The 22,801-nt window shown below is 37.6% G+C and carries 16 protein-coding genes and 1 tRNA gene; 6 read left to right on the top strand and 11 right to left on the bottom strand.

Annotation, left to right across the window (positions count from 1 at the left end; all coding sequences use genetic code 11):
• Window positions 1–82: 82 nt before the first annotated feature.
• From ACZ47Z_RS13185 to ACZ47Z_RS13200, 4 genes are read right to left on the bottom strand one after another with little or no spacing between them, the layout of a single operon-like run.
• The gene (locus ACZ47Z_RS13185) at window positions 83–1,168 is read right to left on the bottom strand and encodes a glycoside hydrolase family 172 protein (protein ID WP_055160890.1); all 1,086 of its coding nucleotides are present in this window, start codon (window positions 1,166–1,168) and stop codon (window positions 83–85) included.
• Between the two features lie 15 nt (window positions 1,169–1,183).
• Entirely contained in the window at window positions 1,184–2,023 is an 840-nt protein-coding gene (locus ACZ47Z_RS13190) for a carbohydrate ABC transporter permease (protein ID WP_054751448.1), read from the bottom strand.
• A gap of 23 nt (window positions 2,024–2,046) precedes the next feature.
• Window positions 2,047–2,922, bottom strand: coding sequence for a carbohydrate ABC transporter permease (locus ACZ47Z_RS13195; protein WP_054751446.1), 876 nt, complete (start codon window positions 2,920–2,922; stop codon window positions 2,047–2,049).
• A 40-nt stretch (window positions 2,923–2,962) separates the two neighbouring features.
• Entirely contained in the window at window positions 2,963–4,225 is a 1,263-nt protein-coding gene (locus ACZ47Z_RS13200; protein WP_055160884.1) for an ABC transporter substrate-binding protein, read from the bottom strand.
• Between the two features lie 193 nt (window positions 4,226–4,418).
• Between ACZ47Z_RS13200 and ACZ47Z_RS13205 the strand changes: the two genes are divergently transcribed.
• The 5 genes from ACZ47Z_RS13205 to ACZ47Z_RS13225 all read left to right on the top strand — a co-directional run bounded on the left by ACZ47Z_RS13205 (window position 4,419) and on the right by ACZ47Z_RS13225 (window position 10,911).
• Window positions 4,419–6,218, top strand: a complete 1,800-nt coding sequence (locus tag ACZ47Z_RS13205) for a sensor histidine kinase (RefSeq protein ID WP_227164816.1) — start codon at window positions 4,419–4,421, stop codon at window positions 6,216–6,218.
• Window positions 6,218–7,804, top strand: coding sequence for a response regulator (locus tag ACZ47Z_RS13210; protein WP_055160878.1), 1,587 nt, complete (start codon window positions 6,218–6,220; stop codon window positions 7,802–7,804). The genes ACZ47Z_RS13205 and ACZ47Z_RS13210 overlap by 1 nt, the downstream gene beginning before the upstream one ends.
• 121 nt (window positions 7,805–7,925) lie before the next feature.
• Window positions 7,926–8,963: a YeiH family protein gene (locus tag ACZ47Z_RS13215; protein WP_054751435.1), complete on the top strand. Its 1,038-nt coding sequence runs from the start codon at window positions 7,926–7,928 to the stop codon at window positions 8,961–8,963.
• A gap of 71 nt (window positions 8,964–9,034) precedes the next feature.
• The gene (locus ACZ47Z_RS13220) at window positions 9,035–10,417 is read left to right on the top strand and encodes an MATE family efflux transporter (RefSeq protein WP_054751433.1); all 1,383 of its coding nucleotides are present in this window, start codon (window positions 9,035–9,037) and stop codon (window positions 10,415–10,417) included.
• A gap of 80 nt (window positions 10,418–10,497) precedes the next feature.
• Entirely contained in the window at window positions 10,498–10,911 is a 414-nt protein-coding gene (locus ACZ47Z_RS13225) for a potassium channel family protein (protein ID WP_015528383.1), read from the top strand.
• Between the two features lie 4 nt (window positions 10,912–10,915).
• Here the strand turns inward: ACZ47Z_RS13225 and ACZ47Z_RS13230 are convergent, their stop codons facing one another.
• The 3 genes from ACZ47Z_RS13230 to ACZ47Z_RS13240 all read right to left on the bottom strand — a co-directional run bounded on the left by ACZ47Z_RS13230 (window position 10,916) and on the right by ACZ47Z_RS13240 (window position 17,312).
• Entirely contained in the window at window positions 10,916–12,208 is a 1,293-nt protein-coding gene (locus ACZ47Z_RS13230; protein ID WP_054751430.1) for a chloride channel protein, read from the bottom strand.
• A gap of 20 nt (window positions 12,209–12,228) precedes the next feature.
• Complete coding sequence (locus tag ACZ47Z_RS13235) at window positions 12,229–13,008, bottom strand: DUF2238 domain-containing protein (RefSeq protein WP_196020084.1); 780 nt, start codon at window positions 13,006–13,008, stop codon at window positions 12,229–12,231.
• 197 nt (window positions 13,009–13,205) lie between these two features.
• Window positions 13,206–17,312, bottom strand: a complete 4,107-nt coding sequence (locus ACZ47Z_RS13240) for a phosphatidylinositol-specific phospholipase C domain-containing protein (protein WP_464525629.1) — start codon at window positions 17,310–17,312, stop codon at window positions 13,206–13,208.
• A 234-nt stretch (window positions 17,313–17,546) separates the two neighbouring features.
• On the opposite strand from ACZ47Z_RS13240, the gene ACZ47Z_RS13245 reads away from it, so the two are divergent.
• Window positions 17,547–18,866, top strand: a complete 1,320-nt coding sequence (locus ACZ47Z_RS13245) for a sensor histidine kinase (RefSeq protein ID WP_054751421.1) — start codon at window positions 17,547–17,549, stop codon at window positions 18,864–18,866.
• A gap of 4 nt (window positions 18,867–18,870) precedes the next feature.
• Here ACZ47Z_RS13245 and cytX read toward each other — a convergent pair whose 3' ends face one another.
• From cytX to ACZ47Z_RS13265, 4 genes are all read right to left on the bottom strand, one after another.
• The gene (cytX, locus tag ACZ47Z_RS13250) at window positions 18,871–20,043 is read right to left on the bottom strand and encodes a putative hydroxymethylpyrimidine transporter CytX (protein ID WP_054751419.1); all 1,173 of its coding nucleotides are present in this window, start codon (window positions 20,041–20,043) and stop codon (window positions 18,871–18,873) included.
• 3 nt (window positions 20,044–20,046) lie between these two features.
• Complete coding sequence (thiD, locus tag ACZ47Z_RS13255; RefSeq protein ID WP_015528392.1) at window positions 20,047–20,856, bottom strand: bifunctional hydroxymethylpyrimidine kinase/phosphomethylpyrimidine kinase; 810 nt, start codon at window positions 20,854–20,856, stop codon at window positions 20,047–20,049.
• 40 nt (window positions 20,857–20,896) lie between these two features.
• A tRNA-Gly gene (locus ACZ47Z_RS13260) sits at window positions 20,897–20,967 on the bottom strand.
• Window positions 20,968–21,076: 109 nt separating this feature from the next.
• Window positions 21,077–22,144: an Rpn family recombination-promoting nuclease/putative transposase gene (locus ACZ47Z_RS13265; protein ID WP_226866203.1), complete on the bottom strand. Its 1,068-nt coding sequence runs from the start codon at window positions 22,142–22,144 to the stop codon at window positions 21,077–21,079.
• Window positions 22,145–22,801: the final 657 nt, after the last annotated feature.

The following is a 22,801-nucleotide window of genomic DNA, read 5'->3' on the forward strand; positions in this document are numbered from 1 at the left end:
AATTTTGTGAAGTCCTTATTTCATGGGCTTCACAAAATTTTAAATTTACAATTACACTCAATTTGTAATGATTTAGACCATTCTATCTTGGCCATCTCTCTTTTTTATTCATTAACGGTTTAAAAGCCTGATGCGGTTCACTCTGATACCAATATGCTACACTGGCAACATCATCCTGTCTTTCAAATAGTCCTTTATAACATACACCGATCTGCTGGATAGTAACTTTTAAATTTTCTTCAAAGCAAATCGGATCCATCAGATGCCATCTATAAAATCCTCTCATTGGCGGACAATCATCATTATGATATGGATTATGCACCAGTTCATCGTGTGCTGAATAATACGGATATCCTAAAAATGGAGAATTATAAGTCTGTTCTACCGTCTTTCCGTTTACCTGGTGAGCAAAACTCCATGACCCGCCAAAATAGTCCTCTGTTCCCGTGCCACATATTGTAGGATATTCTTCATCTCCGTCAATATAAAATTTAACTTCGCCTTCTCCCCACCAGTATCTTTCAAGTGTTGTCAGAGCAAGATATGTACCAATATAATGGCCTTTTCCTTTCACATTATCCAAAATAACATAATCCTTTGCCAGTTCTGTTATTCTTTGACGTCTCCACTGTGCATGAAAATAAGCTGTATCTTCTGGTAACTCATCATACAAACAATAGTCTACCTGATAAAAGAAATCAGGAATTGGATTATCATGTTGATTTTCTAAAGTAATTCTTGCTTTTTTACGAAATGGCATTTGAAAATAGCTATTAAAACCTCTGTTTGGAATTACGGATATTGGCATAGATGTAACAAGACATTCTCTTGCAAAACCACAGCAGAAGAAATCACCTAAAGGACTTTCAACCGATGGAACTTCCTCATCATCCCAGTACATGCGGAGTACTAAATCACGGAGTACATAACAATCCGCATCTGATGTTTTATTATTAACCGTAATCCATATATGCTGAATAATACCCGGTCCATCCATTTCAGCTAATACTACCGTTTCATTCGGCATAATATTTTTCAAGCACGGACTACCTTTTCTTGAAGGGCCAAGATGACTTGCTGCAATTCCACCCTTTCCTTTTTCTCCAGTTGGATTTTCAGCATTTATAGCTCTCGATCTTCCATTTCTTAATCTGAAAATATCTGACATTATTCACACCTCCACTTATTGCTTAACGCCGCCAGCCATAACACCTTCCATGATCTGCTTCTCAAAAATAAGTACGAAAATAACTATTGGCAGCAGGATAATACATCCAACTGTACTTATCAAATCCCATGGCATACTATATGATGTCTCCCTTGGAATAGTTGTAATAGCAACACTTAATACTTCTATTTTTTGTGCAAAAAACAATGGAGTGAATAAATCATTAAGGCAATTTATAAAATTAATGATTAATATTGTTGCAATAGCCGGTTTCATTAAAGGCAACGTGATATAAAACAGTTTCTGAAACATATTCGCTCCATCTATTTCTGCTGCTTCATCTAATGAAATAGGAATTTCACTTAAGAAATTACCTAAAATCAACATAGTAAATGGAATCAATGCACTTGTATACATGATGATCAAGCCAGGAAATGTATCAACTAATCCAAATCTTTTCATCAGATCATATAACGGTCTTGCTGTTACAATTCCCGGAATTAAAGCAGATGCCACTATCGCTGCATATACAAGTGTAAGTCCTTTTCCTGAATAACGAGTAAATGCATAAGCTGCCATTAAGCAGATAACTGTTGATAAGATTAACGAACATACAGTAATAATTGCTGTATTTAAAATCTTCTCACCCAAATTCATCTGCGTGAAAATTCTAATATAATTATCCAGTGTAGGATGTTTTGGCAGATAGTGAATCGGTGAACTAAACAGCTCAGAAGCAGGTGAAATAGATGATGTAAAAATCCAAAGTAATGGAAGTAAAATAATAAAAGCAACTATTAAAATCAAGCCCCATTTGAATATCGGTGCCAAAACTTTTTTTGTTTTTGGTTTCATTGTCAACCTCTCCCTTCTATATTTTAATCAAACTTTTTGATTGCTCTAAGCTGTATAAAACTTAAAATTGTCATAACAATAAACAGGCAGACAGCTATTGCAGACGCATATCCGAGATTCAAATTAGTAAAAGCCTCCTGCATAATTCGATATGCTAACAAAGATGTTGAATCCCCTGGACCTCCTGATGTCATAGCATATACTAAGTCAAAACTTGTCAATCGCCACATTGTAAAGAAAATAGAAAGGCTCAGTATTGTCTTCATTATATTTGGCAGTGTAATTGAGAAAAAAGCTCGTACCGGTCCTGCTCCATCGATTTTTGCTGCCTCATAAATATCTGCTGATAAAAACTGTAATGCGGCAAGCACCAAAATTGCAAAGAAAGGTAAGTCCTTCCATAAATCAACTGCAATAACTGCTCCTTGAGCTGAATTTGCATGCACAAGCCAATCATAATGAAAATTCGGTACAAATCTTCTAATCAAATCATTGATTAATCCATATTGATCATTAAACGCCCATCTTGCAGCAAGTCCCGCTACTACCATGGGCATTGCCCATGGTATAAGTACTATTGTACGCAGGAATTTTTTACCTTTGATCTTCATATTTAACATTAATGCAAGAATCACACCTAATACTAAATGGAAAAACATTGATACAACCGTAAATTTCACAGTAAATCCGATAGAAGATAATAATTTTTGATCTTCAAATATTCTAAGATAATTTTCTAATCCTATAAATTGAAAGTTATTGCCTTTTAATAAACTCATATCATAAGTACTGTTTATAAAGGTCATGATAATTGGATAGAGCGTAGTAAATGCTCTTACAATCACTACCGGAAGTACCAGAAGCCATGCAATCCACAATCCTTTTGTCTTCTTTTTCATTGTCCTTACCTCCCGTAAAACACGTAAAACAATATATTAATTATTTGACTACATATGTATCAACTGCCTTTTGTGCTTTTTCACAAAATGAGTCTAATGTTAACTCGTCAGATACATACTGCTGGAATAAAGATCCCATCTCACTAATAAACTCCATCGCCTGCGGTGCCATAGGACGTGCAAGAAGTTCTGTATTGTCCACGTACTCTTTTATTTCATCTAAACCAGGCAAATCCATTGCTGCTAATTCATCACTTTCCAACACGTCTGTTCTTGCCGGAAGTCTGGATGTCATTTCTGTATAATCAAGTTCTCCCTGCTCACTTGCAGCATACTTGAGGAATTTCTGCGCCGCTGCTTTATTTTTTGAAGCACTATTCAAAACATATCCCCATGTAGAAATATAAGCTGCCTTATTTTCAAATGTCGGCATAGGGGCAATATGCTGTTTATCCGGACCATACTTTCCTGAATTAACAAAAGACTGTATTGCTCCTACATACATAAAGATAGAAGCATATTCTCCATCAAAAAATTTCTGCATCATTGGATCGTACTGATCTGCCAGCTGAGAAATAGGTGTCTCTTTTTTCTTCATCATATCATACATGAATTTTACAGCTTCCTGAGTTTTAGGATTTGTCCAATCGTAGTAGTCTCCACCAAACAAATTCACAAATGTTCCGATAGAGTTAAATACATATGTTTTTTCCCACGCATCTCCATATCCGTATTTACCGTCCGATGAATTAGCTTCTACATATTTTTCAAAATCCTCTTTTGTCTTAATCTCAGTAAGACCTGCATTTGCCATCTTTTCCTCATCAACCCAGAAAGCAAGAACATCCATAAAGCAAGGAACTGAATAAACATTGTCTCCTACCATTGTCATTTCCTGCATATATTTCTGTGGAAAATTTTCCATGATCTCCGGTGTCATGACGGTGTCTTGAAGCGGTTCTAGATAACCTGTATTTTTAAATCCACTCATCATTTCATCATTAATTGTAACGACATCAATGCTATCATCACCTGAAGATAATATAGTTGTTATTTTTGCCTGACGATCATCTGTATTTGTCGGGCATGCGATTGTTTCAATTTCCAGTCCCGTTGCTTCCTCCGCTTTATGGATATATTCATCAAAAGCTTTTCCATAAGTTGTATCCTGTGTCATCAAGGTGATTTTGTTTGAATTCTCGTTCTGCTTAACCTCTGTGTTTCCTCCGGACTTCCCGCATCCACTAAAAAGTCCAACAGACATTGTTGCTATAAGTAATACACTGACTATTCTTTTTTTCATTTCTTTCCCTCCTGCGTTTTAATATGCAACCTAATATCTACAACTATTTGTTAATATCATCATAGAAAATAATGCTTTAAAAATAAATATATTATTTTGCGCATACTTTATAATTTTTTTATTTTTCAAATCAAATTATTGCGTTTTATTATTTCTTTTATTAGAATGAAGCTGAAAGGAGCGGTTCCATAATATGAAGCTATTTACGTCACTAATCAATACTATAAAAGAACACTTTCGCTTAAAACTAATCATTTGCTTTATTCTTTGCGCCATACTTCCCCTTCTTATATTGGGAACAATATCTTATAAAATATCTTATAATATAGCTAAAGACAAGATTCTGAAAGAAACAGCAATTTCTTGTGAAAAAAATCAGCACCTGCTTGAAAATCGAATGACTCAAATAGAAAATTTAGAAGATTCTATTCATTTTAATTTATGTATGTTATGTACAACAGCAGAACAACCTATGTCAAATTATCTCGACAAACTTTCTGCGGTTCGGAATAATATTGCTTCAACAGCTGATTCTTTTAATATTTATCATGTAAATATCTTTTTACCTGATGATAGTTTTGCTTCAAAAGAAGGTCTTACTTTCTGTTCTTTATCAGACCTTAAAAAATATAAGGTACAGTTGAGCGATTTTTCAAAACAGGGGCTTACTCCTAATTGGATTTTTCGCAAAGACATTAACTTCCCTTATATGGTCAGCAAAGGTGAAGAACCTTCCGGAGTACTCTCCTGCTATAGGTATGCAAAAATCAATTCACAAAAAACTTGTTTGGCTGTTCACATAACAAGTGAAGAATTAAGCAACTACTTAAACACATTTTCTGAAGGCAATCCTTCTCTTTCTTATATAATAAATTCCGAGGGTGTTGTATTATCAAGCACAGATAAGAAACAAATTGGGGGTTCTTTATCCAATGAAAAACTTCATGCAATCACACAAAACTTGAGACTATCACATTTCTCATATGATAAATGTGAGATAATTTCCACACCGGTACATAACCAGCTATTTCTTGTTACTGAAACTCCTGATTATTATATACGCCAAAGTTCATCCTTTCTCGTAAAAATGATTTTCATTTGTTTCATGATTATTGTCCCTCTGACTATGCTCTCAATTATCTGGGTGGCTGATCAAATGACAAATAAAATCAATCATTTGTCTCATTCTATGTCGGAAATCAAAATGGACGATGTCATAGATTCGACGCAGATCGACAAGTTAGTTCCATCTTCTTCAACTCACTTGGATGAAATAGATTCACTAACCGTCACCTGTGCTAACATGATTTCAGAATTGAATTCAAGCTTTGAGAATAACCTTCAATTAAAAATACAAGAGGAAAAACTAAATTATCAGTTGCTGCAATCACAAATCAATCCTCATTTCCTATATAATATTTTAGCATCTGTTCAAAATTTGTTGTCATTTGGTGAAATCACGAAAGCGAATAAAATGCTTGCTGATTTATCGCTTTTTTATAAAGGATTGTTACGCACCTCCAATGATCTGATTCCTATTAAAAAAGAATTAGAAATTGCACAATTATATATGGAAATGGAAGCATTATGTAAAGATAATTTATTTGATTGGAATATAGATATGGAAGAAGGAATAGAAAACTTTCTTATTTGTAAGTTCACACTACAGCCTATATTGGAAAATTCGATTCAACATGGTTTTAAAGGAAATGGAATCCATATGCATATCGATATTTCTATTAGATATGATGATGATATGATAGAAATCATGATTTCTGATAATGGAATTGGTATGTCTCCTGAGAAACTAAATGAACTCCGTGAAGGTATTGTTTCCAAACAAATTCACTACGAAAAACATTTCGGTATAAGTAACATTAATTCACGTATATGTTCCTCTTTACAGGGACATGGTACACTCAGAGTTGAAAGCAACAAAGATACTGGAACCACAATTTATATAAGAATTCCGCAATTACTGGAGGACTACTAATGTACAAAATTATGATTATAGATGACAACCATATATCTGTTGATGGTATTTGCCACAACATTGACTGGTCTGATTTAAATGCAGAAGTCGCTTGCAAAGCCTATGATGGACAGCAGGCTCTTGATTATCTGCAAAATAATATGGTTGATTTAATTATTTCCGATATAGAAATGCCACAATTAGACGGTTTATCTCTTGCACAAAATGCACTAAAGATTAATTCATCTATAAAAATAATACTTATCAGTGCATTTGATAAATTTGAATATGCCAAACAAGCTATACGACTCGGTGCATTTGACTATATAGAAAAACCGCTTGATTATTCTTATCTAAAGAAAATCATTCGCAATGCTCTTAGTATGCTTAATAAAGAACAGAGGAATCTTGAAATATTAAAACAAAGCCGCCCTATAATGATCGATAATTTTTTTCATAAATTAATACAATCTTCAAGTGATGAAGCTCGATATACACTTTCAAATTATGCCGATTATCTTCAGTTGAATCTTGACTATCATTATTATCAGGCCATTGTAATTCAAATACAAAATGCAACAGACATCAAAGAAAAAAAAGGCATTGAAGAGTATCACATAAAACTAATGAGTATGTCTGATACCATAAAAGAACTTTTCAATGAGCACTTTTCACTGATTCATACTTTAACAAGTTTTGACGAAATCGTATTGGTGATTGCTCACAATTATTCTAATCAGAAATACTTCTATAATGCATCTTATGAACTGTTAACAGAATTATTGCAACTTTATAAAAACAGCTTTTTCGAATTAAATATCGGAATAGGAAACATCGTCAAATACTTGTGGACTTTATCTGTTTCGTATTCCAATGCATTAAAGTCACTGGAATACCGTTTTTTCTTTCCACAGAAAAACATATTTACACTGGGTGATACTATAGACAACGATTACTCTGCTGAATTATATGAAGTTTCCGGTCATGAAAAGTTAATACAGCTTTTATGCGAAAATGACCTGGACGGAGTAGAAAAGTGGATTCTTTCATTTTCAGAAGAATTAACACAAAACTACAAAAACAAACAATTTATATTTATACGTATCTATCAGCTTTTGGGACATTTACTAAAATTTCTCTGCGATATGGGCATTAGAAGCAATGACATGGAAAAAGACATTATTAAAACCTATCAACACCTTGACTCTTTTTCAACAAGTACTGAGATCTTCCAATGGCTTTCTAGTTTATGCCAGACAATATCTGATAAAATTAATCTTTCAGCACAGAGTCGTCAAGAACATGTTTGTACTGCTACTATCAATTATATACACCAACATTATCAAGACAACACCTTATGTCTAAATGAAATTGCTAACAATGTTCATATTAGTCCGGCTCATCTTAGTGCTCTGTTCAAAAAACAACGCCAGCAAAATATTTCGGATGTAATCACAGATATTCGGATTGAAACGGCCTGTAATCTATTGAAAAATACGAACCTTTCACTAAAAGAAATAAGTGCGAAAGTAGGATATTCAAATCAATACTACTTCAGTTCTTGTTTTAAAAAGAAAACCGGACAGACACCTTCATCCTATAGATAGTAGAATTTATACACTTTTTATTATTGTTTATCCGTGTTATAATCTATAATTGTTTCATAAAAATACGGTTGCTGACGCCCATAGTGCGACAGTAACAAAAGACTTAAGAGAGGAAACTATCATGAATTTTATTCAAAAAAATTTCAAAGGAATTCTGGTCTGCTTTCTGATTGCGATTCCATCCTGGCTGATTGGAAAAGCATTTCCGGTAATCGGCGGACCTGTCATTGCGATTCTCGCCGGAATGATGATCACCTGCTTTTGGACTGAAAAAGGAACAGCCGAATCAGGAATTAAATGGACATCTAAAATTATTTTACAGACTGCTGTTGTTCTGCTTGGATTCGGTATGAATCTCGGAGTTATCTTACAGACAGGAAAGCAGTCTCTTCCTATTATCGTCAGTACAATTTCTACCTCTTTGATCATTGCATGGCTGCTCCGCAAGGTGCTGAATGTTCCTTCCAACACATCTATCCTTGTTGGTGTCGGTTCTTCCATCTGCGGTGGTTCTGCGATTGCTGCTACAGCGCCTGTCATTGACGCCGATGACACAGAAGTCGCACAGGCGATTTCTGTTATCTTTTTCTTCAATATTATCGCTGCTGTACTTTTCCCGGTGCTTGGAAATGCACTCGGCTTCGACACAACAAGCGGAAATGCTTTCGGTGTCTTTGCCGGAACTGCGATCAATGATACTTCATCCGTAACTGCTGCCGCCTCTACCTGGGACAGCATGTGGAATCTTGGAAGTGAGACACTTAATACTGCTGTCACAGTTAAACTGACACGTACGCTTGCAATCATTCCGATCACACTTGTGCTCTCACTAATTCGTGCGAAATCAGCCGCAAAAGACGGAAAATCATCCGGTAAGTTCAGCTTAAAAAGAGCTTTTCCAATGTTCATCCTGTACTTTATCATTGCGGCCGTCATTACAACTGTATGCATGAGCCTTGGGGTAAGTGCGGATGTATTTGCTCCGCTGAAAGAACTGTCTAAGTTCTTCATTATCATGGCTATGGCTGCGATCGGTCTGAACAGCAATGTTGTGAAGCTTGTCAAATCTGGTGGAAAGCCAATCCTTCTCGGTGCTTCCTGCTGGGTTGGAATTACAGTAGTCAGCCTTGCAATGCAGCATGTAATGCATATATGGTAAAATATTGATTTTTCCATTACATGAGATGTATAATCTTCTTTGACTTTAAATCTATTTAGGAGAAAACAGATATGAATAGCAAATCAAATTCTCAGGCGATGGAGACTGAAAAGATTCCGCGCCTTCTGGCACAGCTTGCAATTCCTGCGGTTATCGCCCAGATCATCAATCTTCTATATAACATTGTAGATCGAATCTATATCGGACACATTTCCGGTGTTGGAGCCGCAGCATTAACCGGCGTTGGATTATTTACACCGATCCTTATGCTGATCAACGCTTTTGCTATGCTTGCAGGTTCCGGTGGTGCTCCGCGTGCTGCGATATCTATGGGAAAGAAAGATAATAAAACAGCTGAAAAAATCCTTGGAAACTGTTTTGCACTTCTCATCCTTATGGCTGTCATACTTACTGTAGTTTTCTTTACATTTGCACCACAGCTGTTGACACTTTTTGGAGCCAGCGAGAAGACACTGCCGTACGGAGTAGCATACGCAAGAATCTATATCCTTGGAAGTGTCTTTGTCTTAATCGTGATGGGAATGAATCCATTTATTACAACACAGGGATTTGCCAAGATCAGTATGATGACTACTGTGATCGGAGCTGTGATCAATATCATTCTTGATCCGATTTTTATCTTCGTATTCAATCTTGGTGTAAGAGGTGCCGCACTTGCCACTGTTTTAAGTCAGGCTGTCGGTGCAATTTGGATTCTTCGTTTCTTATCCGGGAAGAAGACGATCCTTCATCTTAGAAAAGAAAATTTCAGATTACAAAAGGATGTTATCTTACCATGCCTTGCACTTGGTATTTCCACTTTTGTCATGCTTTCTACAGAAAGTATTCTCTCCATCAGCTTTACTTCCAGTCTGTCAAGATATGGTGGAGACCTTGCTGTCGGAGCCATGACGATCATTACAAGTGTCAGCCAGCTTGCCACGCTGCCACTGCAGGGAATCTGCCAGGGCGGTCAGCCGATCATGAGTTATAACTTCGGTGCTGGCAATAAAGAACGAGTAAAAAAAGCCTTCTTTACACAATTTAAGGTTTGTACGATTTTCACCAGCTGTTTCTGGCTGATCATGCTGCTGTTTCCTAAGCTGTTTGCAGGAATCTTTTCCAACAATACGGATCTGATCACTTATACCGCATGGGCGCTGAGAATCTATATGGCAGGTATTTTCTCCCTCGGATTCCAGGTTTCATGTCAGCAAAGTTTCATGGCATTGGGACAGGCAAAGGTCAGTCTGCTGCTCGCCTGCTTAAGAAAACTGATCTTACTGATTCCGCTGATCTTTATCCTGCCACTCTTTATTCAGGATAAGGTTTTTGCAGTCTTTCTTGCAGAACCGATCAGTGATATTGTTGCAGCCACAATCACAACAATCACATTCATGAGCCGCTTTAATGGAATTCTGAATAAAGGCAGTAAAATGAAAACCGCAGAATAAATTTTATCTAACTATTCTTTTGACTCCATTTCATGATATAATTAATTTATCTGAAATTTATGAAACGGAGCCATTAATATATGAAAAAGCTAAAACTTTTATGGATGATCTTAAAACGCACGAAAGCAACCCAGATTCTTTCCGGTTATATCGTATTTCTCTTTGTATCCGCAGCCATCATTCAACTGGTAGAGCCTGACATCAACCACTATGGAGATGCCCTCTGGTATTGCTATGCGGTACTTTCTACCGCCGGGTTCGGCGATATTGTTGCCATAACTTTCATTGGCAAACTGGTTTCGGTACTTGTTACAATCTACACGATCTTCGTTGTTGCAATCGTTACCGGTGTTGTTGTCAATTATTACGGACAGATTGTAGAGATGCAGCGTCGTGAAACGGCAATGATGTTCCTGGATAAATTAGAACGTCTCCCGGAACTTTCCAAAGAAGAACTGGAAGACATCTCAAAAAGGGTAAAAAAATTCCGCTGAGTTTTCACTCAACGGAATTTTTGTTTTCCACTTTTCTCTTATCAAATAAGGATAGGCATTTGCTGCCTGCTGCCGCAGCCACAAAAATCCATACGAACAATTTCACCGGATAGCATAGAAACAGAAGCATTGTAACGGCTAACGGCTTTTTCATCGTTCCACCTAGAAGCGCCGCTGTAACAATTGCAGATGCGAAAACAAGATGACTCTCTGCATTTCCGCAGATCAGCATTCCCACGCCATATCCCATACATACACCTGCGAAGATAACCGGGAAGAAATGTCCTCCCTTCAAACCGAACTGTATACAAATATTTGTGAGAAGCACTTTCAAAAATGCAACTCCGATCAGTGCTAACGGAAGGTATTGACTATACTCTTTCATCAACACTCCCATCTGTTCTTCTCCCGAAAACATAACTGCCGGGATTAACATTCCACAGATTCCAAGACAAATTCCTGCGAGAACTTCTCGAAGAACTGCCGGTACCTTTTTCGCAGTTTTCTTCGCTATCTGATGTGTCTTTTCATGAAAAACAGCTAACACGCATCCTGCAATAATATAGAGAAGTATTAATGCATAGTCCATCTTTCCGATCTCAACTGCCTCAAAGCTTGGAAAACCGGAAAGTCCTGAACCGAATACTGTGGAAAGTCCTGCATAAATACCTGTTGCAGCAGCAATTGCGATTCCATAAATAAATATCTTTGATGAAATTCCTGCCGGAACAACAGTTTGTTCTGAATTATTCTCTTCTAAAGTGTTCTCTTCCACTTCAAACAATCCAAATAGCGGAGCATGGAATAAAACACTTAAGGATGCTGCTACCCCGATCTGGGAGTATTCCTTCGCATGCTGTCTGGCAAACTTCAGATTATCTCCTGCCCAGTAACACATTCCGACGATAATTCCGGTAAGCCCGGCTTCCGGACCTACACTGCTTCCGATCAAAAGTGGTAGCACTGCTGCGATCATCATGACAAGCATATTTTTATAATCATAATGCTTTTCCGTTTTCACTTTTGCCATAACAGTTTCCATTTCCTCCGGATAATCTCCGAACATCTTCCGGAAGACACCGACAAAAAATGCACCGATCACACAGACCACTATCGTATAGTATGGTAATGAGAAATGTTCCGGAACCCATTCCCAGATAAGATTCATTCCGACTGCCATGATCTTCAAAAGTGCCCAGACCAATCCGCCGGCAACTGCACCGATAATTGCACAGAACAGCCAGAGCTCTAACTGGTTTTTTATCTTTATATTTCTAATTTCTTTTTGACTGTTCATCGATCTGTCCTTTACGTTTTCTATTTCTCAGATACTTCTGCATCCGTATCTCTCACCTGTGGAATTAAGGAAGCTGCCAATTTCCCTTTTCCGCGATGTTTCAAGTATAAAATTCCAATTGCAGAAAATACAACGGCTCCGACAAAATTCACCATAAGATCTTTCATTGTATCTACGATTCCAATGTCTAAATATCCGCCCAGATTCCACGTCTCACCGTTGATCACAACAGACTGAACATCTACATGGATTGGGATATTTGCTCCTGTCGGATTCAGCTTCACGGAATTGATTGCCGGAACGATCCAGTCTTTCTGCATATCCAATCCGAAAAACCAATCCATACTGAATTCAAAGAACTCCCACAAAACACCAACTGTCATTGAAAAACAAAATGCAAAAAATGCCACAAAGTATGGGGACATCTTAATTGAAAATCGATCACTTCTGTTGAATAAATCAATCAGCGCAAACCCGATTGCCGCCATCAGGAATCCATTCGTTGTATGCAAAATAGTATCCCATACCGGAATCTTTACATAAAATGCATTGATCTCTCCAAGGATCTCTGCTGAAAAGATAAAAATCAGAATAACCGTTTCCAGACCAACCGGAATTGTCACTCCAAGTTTCTTGTCGATAAACTGTGGCACCATAAACAAAATCAATGTTAAAATCCCAAGAAACATATTGTGATAGTTTCCTAAAAAGAATTGTCTGATAATGGAGACAATAACCAACATTGTCAGTACCATCTGGACCCTTGTTCTATTTCTTGCTTTTTTACTTAATTCACTCATTTCTCACTCTCCTTTTCTCTCAACACATTGCGGTCAGAAACACTTTTTATTACATGTTTAAGATATACCGCATCTGTTTTCATAATATACTAATTTTATCTTTTTTTCAACAAAAGGTGTCAGGCCGAAGTTTAAAATAACAGCTTCCACATATGCCTGACACCTTTCTATCTGTCGTTTATAGATTCACTTTAATTTTACTTCTGTTTTCTTCTTCTAATAACATAAATCATTCCACCGATCACTGCAATTGATCCTGCAATCATCAGAATCCAGATGTAACTAATGCTGTCTCCTGTCTTTGCTGTTTTCACCTGTTTTCCTGACACTGAAGTTCCTGTTGGTTTCTTTCCTGCAGTACCTGTCGATGTTTCCTTTGAATCTGTTGGATTCTTTGTTTCTTCTTTCTTCACAATCTGGTAATCTATCTGATAGTCTGTATCCTCTCCGTGAAGCACATAATTATCACTCTGTTCACCAATCATTCCGACAATGGTGGCTGTATATGTTCCGGTCTTGATTTCATTTCCACCTTCTACAACCGCCTTGCAGTTATCTTCGAACAATACCCCTGTAAATTCTGCAGACACATTTGCTTCTTTTCCCGTATAAATCACAGTTCCGTCCGTATTCCATGCAACGCCCAGAGGTTTTGGCTGTACCTGCAGCGTTCCTGGTTTAAACAGTACTGCGTAATTCGCATTATCTGCTGTCAGCGGAGTTTTTTCTGTAATATCATAAAGACCGACCGTACAGTTTTCTTTTTCTGCATTTCCTGCTGTCAATGTGACATTTATTTTCAAATCCTCTAACTGATCATCCCCTGCCAGACTTCCATCACTGATTGACCAGGTATACTCTGTGATCGTCTGTCCATATTCTTTCTCCATACGGTCCGGTCTGATCGTAATGCTTCTCGGTTTTACTGTTACAGAAATATTTGACGTAACTGTCTTGTAGTTCGGATTAGCCGGTGTGAAGATCATCTCTTGTTCACTTTGATCCTCTGCTACTGTAAGCATTGTCGTATCGTCTGCAAAACGGAATACACCTTCTCCCGACTGACCGGAAAGTGTTGCTTTCTTTAAGCTGTCTCCATAAATCACTTCTGCTGCCGGGAAAGTCACTTCCGGATCTGCCTGCAAAATCTCATATTCCCATACATGCACGCGGTTTGTGCCGGAAAAGATATAGTTTTCATTGGTCAAACCTATTGCAAGCGCCTTGTAATTTCCAACTTCTGTATGATCTGCATTGAGCAGTTTTTTAATCGCACAACTATCCTTTTCTAAAAGGCTGTCTGCTTTCACGTTTGCCTCTATTCCACATGCATTTCCTGTATATGTATACTGTGCTGCCGCATTCCATTCTATCTCTGCTTCCTTTGGTGATACATTAAGGAATGCCGGAAGAACTACAACATCATAATTCGTATTTGTCGCATTGTCTTTCAGGATGACATATCTTCCTGCGTTTCCATATGCGCCAAGAATGTCATCTCCATCTTCATCTGTTATGCTTCCTGTCAGAATATCTTCCGGTTCGATGGTTGTTGCTTTCAATGTCAGTCCGAGACTTTCAACAGTATCTCCTGGAAGAAGTTTCGCCCTTTCTGAATCACTGATCGTAAATGTAAGATCTGCGCTGGTCAACTCATCTCCATATGTCTTTGTTTTCTTTTCTGCACGGACAATGATTCTCTGTGCACTACTGACTGCTCCATTTTCGAATGTAGTATTTTCTGCTGTACTGCTTTTGGAACCTGTTGTTTCCATTGTGTTCACTGGATTGATATCAAGATCGTATTCTTTCAAATGAATCCAGTTTACCTTGAATCCGCCTACTGTTTCCGGACAATCAATCTTATAGCTTCCTGCATCGATTATCTCATTTAATGACTGTCCTGTCTCCTGGATTCTCATTTCATCCGTAACATTTGCAAAAAGTTCTTCCACTTCATCTGCGCTCAGTGTTTCCGTTGGTGCAACAACGTATGACATCTTCGGAGTTTCACCATAGGAAATTTCTTCATATCCGAGATACGCTGTGATCACTTCTGACTTATTCACTGTTTTTACCGGAACCCACATAGTAACATTTTTGTATTTTTTATTATCTGCCGGCAGGAAGGTCAATTCAAATTTTGTCTGATCTGTTACTTCCTGATCTGTTACAACATGGGTTGCATCTTCAAACTTCCATGTTCCTGCCGGTGCATTTTCAATCCCCTTCAATGTAGCTTCTGCCAGTGTCTGACCATATTCAACCTCTACTTCCGGTGTAGGAAGTTTTGGTTCAAATATCATGTTGCTGTTTGTCTCATAGATCAACCGTGACATTGGTTCATCAATAAAGTTAAGCATTACTGTTCCAAGGAATCGGTTATCGATACAATTCTCCTTATCTTTATATAAATCCGAATTGATATCTCTTGTCATATTCAACGGAATTCCATTTGCACAGGAAGTATAATTAAATACCCATGAATTAGAATCAATTGGATGACTTGTATCTATTCCTGTTGTCTGTTTCATTGTTCCTGCTATATATTCCCACTTCTTTGAATAAATATCACAGTCATATGTATTATATGCATCCTGGATATACACTCGATTTTTTCCATCATCATATGTTTTATATGCATACTTATAATCTCTATAACTCACATCATCCCAATTGGTAAGATCAAGTCCCATTGCACGCGTCTGCCAGGCTTCATAATTTTGAGTTAATTTAAATCTTCGAATAAGTACAATTTTTCCACGAGCTTCCTTCATTGATGGAATGTCTCCATCAGTGTACACTTTATCTTGATGATTTTTCACAAATTCTGCAACTGCATGCTCCATTCCTACTGTAGAACCATCATCCGGTTTTATCGTAAGAATAATTGTTTCTGAAGGATGTTTTTCCAAAAAAGCAAGTGATGTATTAAAGATTGACTGTAATGTAAGATCACTTCCGTCTTTTTCCTGACACTGCCATGTATCGCCTCCATGTATAATCTTCACGTCTGCCGCAGAAGCATTATCTTTTGTTGCATTTCCACGAATATCAAAACTACGTGCTCCCACATTCAACTGCTCATCATAATAAAGATTCTGACAAGATGTGAGTGATAAACTTGCAACAAGGTCTTGTACAACCCCTGCTGTTCCTGTATCATGTGTTGCCGGAATATTTACAGAAGATAATAGTGCATCATCTGGAATATCTGCCATCCATTCATCTGCGTAACCGTAAGCCGTATCATTTGTACTTCCTGCCAAAATTGACACATTCATAGCCGTTGCTGTATGACCAATCCATGTCTCGCCAATCCCCTCTTTTAGATACATACCGCTTCTGGCGTTCATGATTTTATATGTTCCATCATCCTGTCTAAAGAAGCGCCACAATTGGCTGGTATTTTGATTTCTGTCAAAACTTTCCTTATTCCAGATATGTACTATTGTATTTACACAACCTGATTCTCCCAGGACATCTATCGCATAATTGGTATCTTTCTCTCCATCCGATATAGCTTCAATTCTATATGCCTGATAGTCTGGATACCAAACCAGTTTCCATTTACTGGCGGTCCCCTGTTCTAGAAAAAGTAACTGTGTTCCTGGGAGTGACTCATTTGAAGGCCTGTTTATTGCTTCATGTGTTTCTGCTTTATAGATTTCAGAAACTACACTTTTATCTCCATCTTTTAAAATCTGAGTTTCCTTTCCTGTGAGCGGAACCACCGATTTTGTAACCAGCCAGACTTTTCTATCTTTTTCTTCTGTCTGAATAATATTGGGATTATTATTATTCAAATTTCCTGAGTATCCAAGCCATCTTCCACTTTTTCTATTCTTTATATAATATCTTTTATTTCCGTTTGCATCATTTCCAAGATAATAAAATGCAAATTGACGATGCTCTTTTCCTTTGACTTTTTCATCATTACTTTCCCATACATGTATCTTTGCACCGCTATCTTTACTTTCATCTTTTACATCTGCGAAACGATCTGTTCCATTCACCTTAATGTGTTTAATTCCATACCATCCGTTTTCTATTTTATCCAGACGGAAACGGCAATTACCGCCTTCTCCGGTATCCAAATGTACATCGCTTCCTTTCTCGCCACTGTCATTTACATTCCAACGATAATCTGTATTTTCTTCCAATGTAATAAATAATTCACTGTTCGTCTCCATATTTGTGTCCAGCGTTCCACTGGAATCTGCCGCTTTTACACTGAATGGAATCCCCGTAAGTGCTATCGTCATACATATGAGCGCTGCCATTATCCTTTTTATTGTTTTCATATCCGTTTTTCCTCCTCATTTGTATTTTGCTATATTATCGGCAATCATATTTCTTATCATTATATTTTTGATACCGGATTTTTCAATATTTTTGGCATGAACTGTCTGAAAATGGCACGAATCGACATTCTGTGGTATACTAATCCTATGTCAAAACGTTTGTATTTAATATGAACTGTGCAAACCTGCACGACAACACTTTATGGATTATCTATTTCAAAAGGGGGGATTTTGATGCGGACTTTAATTTTCCAGACTTTGGAATTTACAGTTTTGATTCCTGGTATGCTGCTTGCCTATCTGCCGGTAAGATCATCTCTGAAGCAAACACCTAAGAAGCTGGCTGTCTGGATGCTTCCGCTTCTTATTATATGCTCTTGTTTTTGTGGTTTTGCATGCTATAGATTCCATTTGTCAACAAGATCTGTTCTTCTTCCTCTTTTATTTGTTCTACTTGTTCTATATCATAACACTTTATTAATTTCACTTTGGAAATCTGTCAGCATCTTTCTTGCCGTCTGTGCAGTTTTTTCCTGCTTTAACAGCCTTTCCAGAGCTGCTTCTGCAATGTTGAATTTTGGTTCTGAACACCTTGCATTTTCCGGTTTTTCTACTTTTGGGATCCTGTATAATCTTTTCTGCATTCTTTTCGTCCTTCTCGTATGGTATCCAGCCTCCCATTCAGTCAAAGAAATAGTAGAAGATGAAAATCTTGCTCCGACCTGGTATGTTTTCTGGATTCTCCCGGTTCTGGTCATCGGATTGAACCTTGCTTTGATTCCAAAATATAATACCATCCTGCACACGCAGCGTTTTCTGCGTGGATACATTGTGATTGTTTATGCTCTTCTACTCATCCTTGCATTATTTTACTCGATGTTTTTAATGATGGCTAATATCCTGAATAAAAACAAAAAACTTCAGCAGGAAAATCTTTTTCTTTCTGTACAGCAGGAACGATATGAGAATTTAAGAAGTGCGATTGAAGATGCCAGACAGGCTCGACATGATATTCGTCATCATTTTATACAACTTTCCACCATGGCCAAAGACGGTGATTTAGAAAAGATCAAAGAATACCTGCAAAATGCAATGGATAAAATTCCAAACCTTACTTATCACTTCTGTGAAAATCAGTCTGTCGATAACGTGATTGGATATTATTATGCGCTTGCTCAAAAAGAAGAAATTCCATTTGCTGCCCGTGTTGATCTTCCAAAAGAACTTTCCGTAGATGAAATGGATCTCTGTCTTATTCTTTCCAATCTATTAGAAAATGCATTGGAAGCCAGTCGCAAAACTACCGCTGCGCAGCAGCAGATATCGTTGGAAATCTATCAACATTCTGCTTCTATTCTTTTAATCCGGGTAGAAAATAATTTTGACGGAACGATCAAAGAAAAGAACCATCTGTTCCATTCCACCAAGCGAAAAGGTCTGGGAATCGGTACCCAGTCTGTCCGCAGAATGGCAGAAAAGAACGATGGTTCTTGTAATTTTACTTATGAAGATGGAGTCTTTACCGCAAAGGTTATGCTTCGCGCTGACCTTTAAAAGGCTATGCTTTCTTTCTTCCTCTTACTGTTGCCACGATCATGCAAAGAAGAATTGTCAAAACCATATCCGGAAGTGTATTTCCAAGCAGCATATCAATATTCATCAGAACACGGTATAAAATGAAGCCGGCCAGCCAGATCAACAGATTACACCAATCGAATCCGGTTTCCGATTTTTTCTTTTTCAGAATAAAGAAATCTGCAATCTGCACTGCGATCATTGGCGCAAATACAGAGCCGATCAGATACAGGAAATCTGTGATATCGTCCATCGGATAGACAATTGCTCCGATGGTACCGATCACTGTTACAACTACAGCAACGTATTTTCCTTTAAGTCCTGCAAAGATGGATTCACTTGAAATTCCTGCTGAATAAGCATCCAGGAAAGTGGTTGTAACTGTTGAAAATACAATGATCAGAAGACCTGCGATTCCAAGTCCTGCTTTTACCATGATCTGTGCGATATCACTTTCTCCTGTGAACAATGCAGCACCCATTCCGACCAGATACATAAAACAGCTTACAACTCCATAAACAACTGTACTGACTGCGGTTGCCTTCACAGGTTCTTTCGCCTCTCTTGTATAATCACTGATCAACGGAAGCCAGGACAATGGCATTGCAACCGCAAGTTCTACTGCTGCTCCAAAGGAAAATGTCTCATCGGTAATGGATGTAACTACAGTTCCATCAAAGAAAATAATCTTAAAAAGAATCAATGTAAGAATAAAAAGTGCTGCCATCGCAACTGTATTTACCTTTCCAAGATTCGTAATTCCGATCAGAATCCATACAATGATCAATGCTCCTATTACCAGACACCATACCCAGTGTCCCACTGTAAAGATGCCTCCTGCTGCCAGTGCTCCATCATAGATCATAATTGCAGTCCATCCGACAAGCTGAAGCACATTCAGGATTGCGAAAAGCTGTCCTCCATGACTTCCAAAGCTGTCTTTTACTGTCTCCATGGCACTTTTTCTTGTCTTACCTCCAATCACTCCAGCCAGAAACAACATGATACATCCAATCACATGTCCTACCAGAATGGCTGCCAGCCCTCTGCCAAATCCAAGAGCTGCAAAATATGTCCCTGTAAGAATCTCAGCAATGGAGACTCCTGCTCCAAACCAGATTAATCCGTTCTCAAATAATGATGTTCTTTTTTCCATAGTTTATGCCTCTGCTTCTTTTGTATATTCATTCTGGATAGCAAATCCATGATCCATTGGACCGCTTCCCTTCCCAAGGTCAAGCATTGCTGCAAGTGCCCCAGAGATATACTCTTTCGCACGCTCCACAGACTCCTCCAATGAGAATCCTTTTGCAAGATTAGAAGCAATCGCAGAAGACAATGTACAACCTGTACCATGAGTATTCGGATTATCAATTCTTTTTCCGTTAAACCATCGATACGCTCCATCTGCATACAGCAGATCATTCGCATCATTTAAGTTATGTCCCCCCTTGCAGAGTACTGCACAGTGATATTTTTCTGAAATTTCTTTCGCCGCATCGATCATCTCTTCTGCACTTGTGATCTTTCTTCCGATCAACTCCTCTGCCTCCGGAATATTCGGAGTCAGTACACTTGCAAGCGGGAATAATTCTTCCTTCAATGTATCCGCCGCATCATCACTGATCAGCTTCGCTCCGCTTGTTGCTACCATAACAGGATCTACTACAATATTCTTTGCTTCATACTGACGCAGCTTCGCTGCAATAACTTTGATCAGTTCTTTATCTGAAACCATCCCGATCTTTACGGCATCCGGATAGATATCTGTAAAGATACTGTCAAGCTCCTGTCCTAAAAATTCCGGTGTTGCATTTAATATAGAAGTAACACCTGTTGTATTCTGCGCTGTCAATGCAGTAATCGCACTCATTGCATATACTCCATTGGTGATCATTGTCTTGATATCAGCCTGGATTCCTGCGCCTCCGCTAGAGTCACTTCCGGCGATTGTAATTGCTGTTTTCATGTTCTTGGCCTCCTTCTTTTTTAAAAACGGGTACAAAAAAAGCGGGTGATGGGAATCGAACCCACGTATCCAGCTTGGAAGGCTGGTGTTCTACCATTGAACTACACCCGCGTGTCTTGTGTTATCTCTGACACGAGTTATATCTTATCATACGTATCAGAGATATGCAAGCACAAATTTAAATTTTTCTAAGTTTTTTTAATTTTTTGTATCTACCTTATTACAATTTTTGCAATTCCATCAATTTCTTTCTTAATCTCATATTTTCCTCTTCTGCTTTATCAGCTCTTTGTTTTTCTTCTTCTGCTCTTTGTTTTTCTTCTTCCGCTCTTTGCTTTTCTTCTTCTATCTTTTGCTTCTCTTCTTCTAGTTCTCTTGCAATGCTCTCCTTCGCTTGAGCCACCTGTTCGGCTACCTTCTCTGCCACTTGTTCTTCGACCTGTTTTGCAACACTTGCCTTTACTTGTGCCAATTCTTCTTCCATCTCGTCAATCATCAACTTTACTGTATTACGATCCAAAATCTCAAGTTCTTTCGAAAACATCTCCATCATTCCTTCCATATTAAGACAGAGTGTATAGATTTCTTCATAAATCTTCTGAAAATCCGAATTTTGATTCAAAAGTTTTATAATCATCTCCGGATCATCCTGACTGAGAAATACGAGCCACTCTTCCAATCTGTTTTTTATCTTTCTGTTTTCATTTTGAATGATGTCACTAAAAATGTCAAGACATATAAAAGTATATTCTTGCAGTAAATTCACTTCTACTCCTGTATCACTTTTTTGTTCGCAATGGTGAATATATATTTCTTTCGAAAACCTGCGGAAATCAGCGCTGCTCTTTTCAAATAATACAATTGTATAGACTTTCTGAATTCTCTTATAAGTAAATGAATTTCCTAATTCTGCGCGCACTCGTTTATACTGTCGTAACAATAAATCAGAAGAATAACAGGCACTTCTCTGTCCGGGAAATAAATATCCCATTTTTTGTACTTCAACATTTGCTATACTGCCATCTTCAAACTGAACAACAATGTCCATAATCAATAAGGAGCTCTCTGCTGCAATACGCGCTGATTCATTCGGAAGTACTTTTAAAATTCTAATTTTTCTTCCCAGTATTTCTGATAGAAAATCATTTAACCTTTCGGGTCTGGTATCCGGATTCATAATAACTTTAAAATAGGTATCATAGAGAAGTTTTACACCTTTTACACCAGTGCAAATGTCAAGATATTCCTGTTGGTATTTTTCTTCCCAACCGCAAAATGTCTTCCACATTTTCGGGCTATTCCGGATTTCTTCAAGCACTTGTCCTTTGGTTCTGATCATTGGGAAATAGTTTTGTAATTTGTTTTTCATCGTTTATTTTGATGCGATATTTAAAATAAAACAGTCCTCTTACCTGCCCAACACCAACTTCATGAATTGGTATGTTCTCAGAATATCCCAGTCCACTTTTAATTGCAATGTGTTTCTTGTTTATAACTCATCTTTTTTGTTGATAATTTGTGGATAACTTTACAAATCAATATTTTTTCAATTTTTATTGTCATTTTTGCCAAAAAAACATTATAATACAATTAATTTATAGTCATTTTTTGTCCAAAACGCCATAATTCAAAAAAGCGGAGAAAAAATGTCACATGGCCTTTTAATGTATCAGCTTTTCTCTCTATAATGAATAAAAAGGAGGAGGAAGATTCGTGGATTTATTTAATAGCTTACCACTTAAAAAGCAGGAATATATGAACAAAAGATCCCGGCACCGGAGATTCTGGTACTTAACCAGACACGAGCGCGCATTTCCGAAGAAGTGGGGATTTCTATTAAAACTCTGGACAGAAACATCAGAAAGCTGGAAGAGATGAATCTTCTGACGCTAAATAAAGGAAAGATCGTGATTACCCAAGCCCAATATCTTCAGATGAAACAGGA

It is taken from the genome of Mediterraneibacter faecis, from assembly GCF_055383675.1.

Coding starts and splice junctions, on each gene's coding strand:
- ACZ47Z_RS13185 (WP_055160890.1), bottom strand. CDS start 1,168: ATGTCAGATATTTTCAGATTAAGAAATGGAAGATCGAGAGCTATAAAT.
- ACZ47Z_RS13190 (WP_054751448.1), bottom strand. CDS start 2,023: ATGAAACCAAAAACAAAAAAAGTTTTGGCACCGATATTCAAATGGGGC.
- ACZ47Z_RS13195 (WP_054751446.1), bottom strand. CDS start 2,922: ATGAAAAAGAAGACAAAAGGATTGTGGATTGCATGGCTTCTGGTACTT.
- ACZ47Z_RS13200 (WP_055160884.1), bottom strand. CDS start 4,225: ATGAAAAAAAGAATAGTCAGTGTATTACTTATAGCAACAATGTCTGTT.
- ACZ47Z_RS13205 (WP_227164816.1), top strand. CDS start 4,419: ATGAAGCTATTTACGTCACTAATCAATACTATAAAAGAACACTTTCGC.
- ACZ47Z_RS13210 (WP_055160878.1), top strand. CDS start 6,218: ATGTACAAAATTATGATTATAGATGACAACCATATATCTGTTGATGGT.
- ACZ47Z_RS13215 (WP_054751435.1), top strand. CDS start 7,926: ATGAATTTTATTCAAAAAAATTTCAAAGGAATTCTGGTCTGCTTTCTG.
- ACZ47Z_RS13220 (WP_054751433.1), top strand. CDS start 9,035: ATGAATAGCAAATCAAATTCTCAGGCGATGGAGACTGAAAAGATTCCG.
- ACZ47Z_RS13225 (WP_015528383.1), top strand. CDS start 10,498: ATGAAAAAGCTAAAACTTTTATGGATGATCTTAAAACGCACGAAAGCA.
- ACZ47Z_RS13230 (WP_054751430.1), bottom strand. CDS start 12,208: ATGAACAGTCAAAAAGAAATTAGAAATATAAAGATAAAAAACCAGTTA.
- ACZ47Z_RS13235 (WP_196020084.1), bottom strand. CDS start 13,008: ATGAGTGAATTAAGTAAAAAAGCAAGAAATAGAACAAGGGTCCAGATG.
- ACZ47Z_RS13240 (WP_464525629.1), bottom strand. CDS start 17,312: ATGAAAACAATAAAAAGGATAATGGCAGCGCTCATATGTATGACGATA.
- ACZ47Z_RS13245 (WP_054751421.1), top strand. CDS start 17,547: ATGCGGACTTTAATTTTCCAGACTTTGGAATTTACAGTTTTGATTCCT.
- cytX (WP_054751419.1), bottom strand. CDS start 20,043: ATGGAAAAAAGAACATCATTATTTGAGAACGGATTAATCTGGTTTGGA.
- thiD (WP_015528392.1), bottom strand. CDS start 20,856: ATGAAAACAGCAATTACAATCGCCGGAAGTGACTCTAGCGGAGGCGCA.
- ACZ47Z_RS13265 (WP_226866203.1), bottom strand. CDS start 22,144: ATGTGGAAGACATTTTGCGGTTGGGAAGAAAAATACCAACAGGAATAT.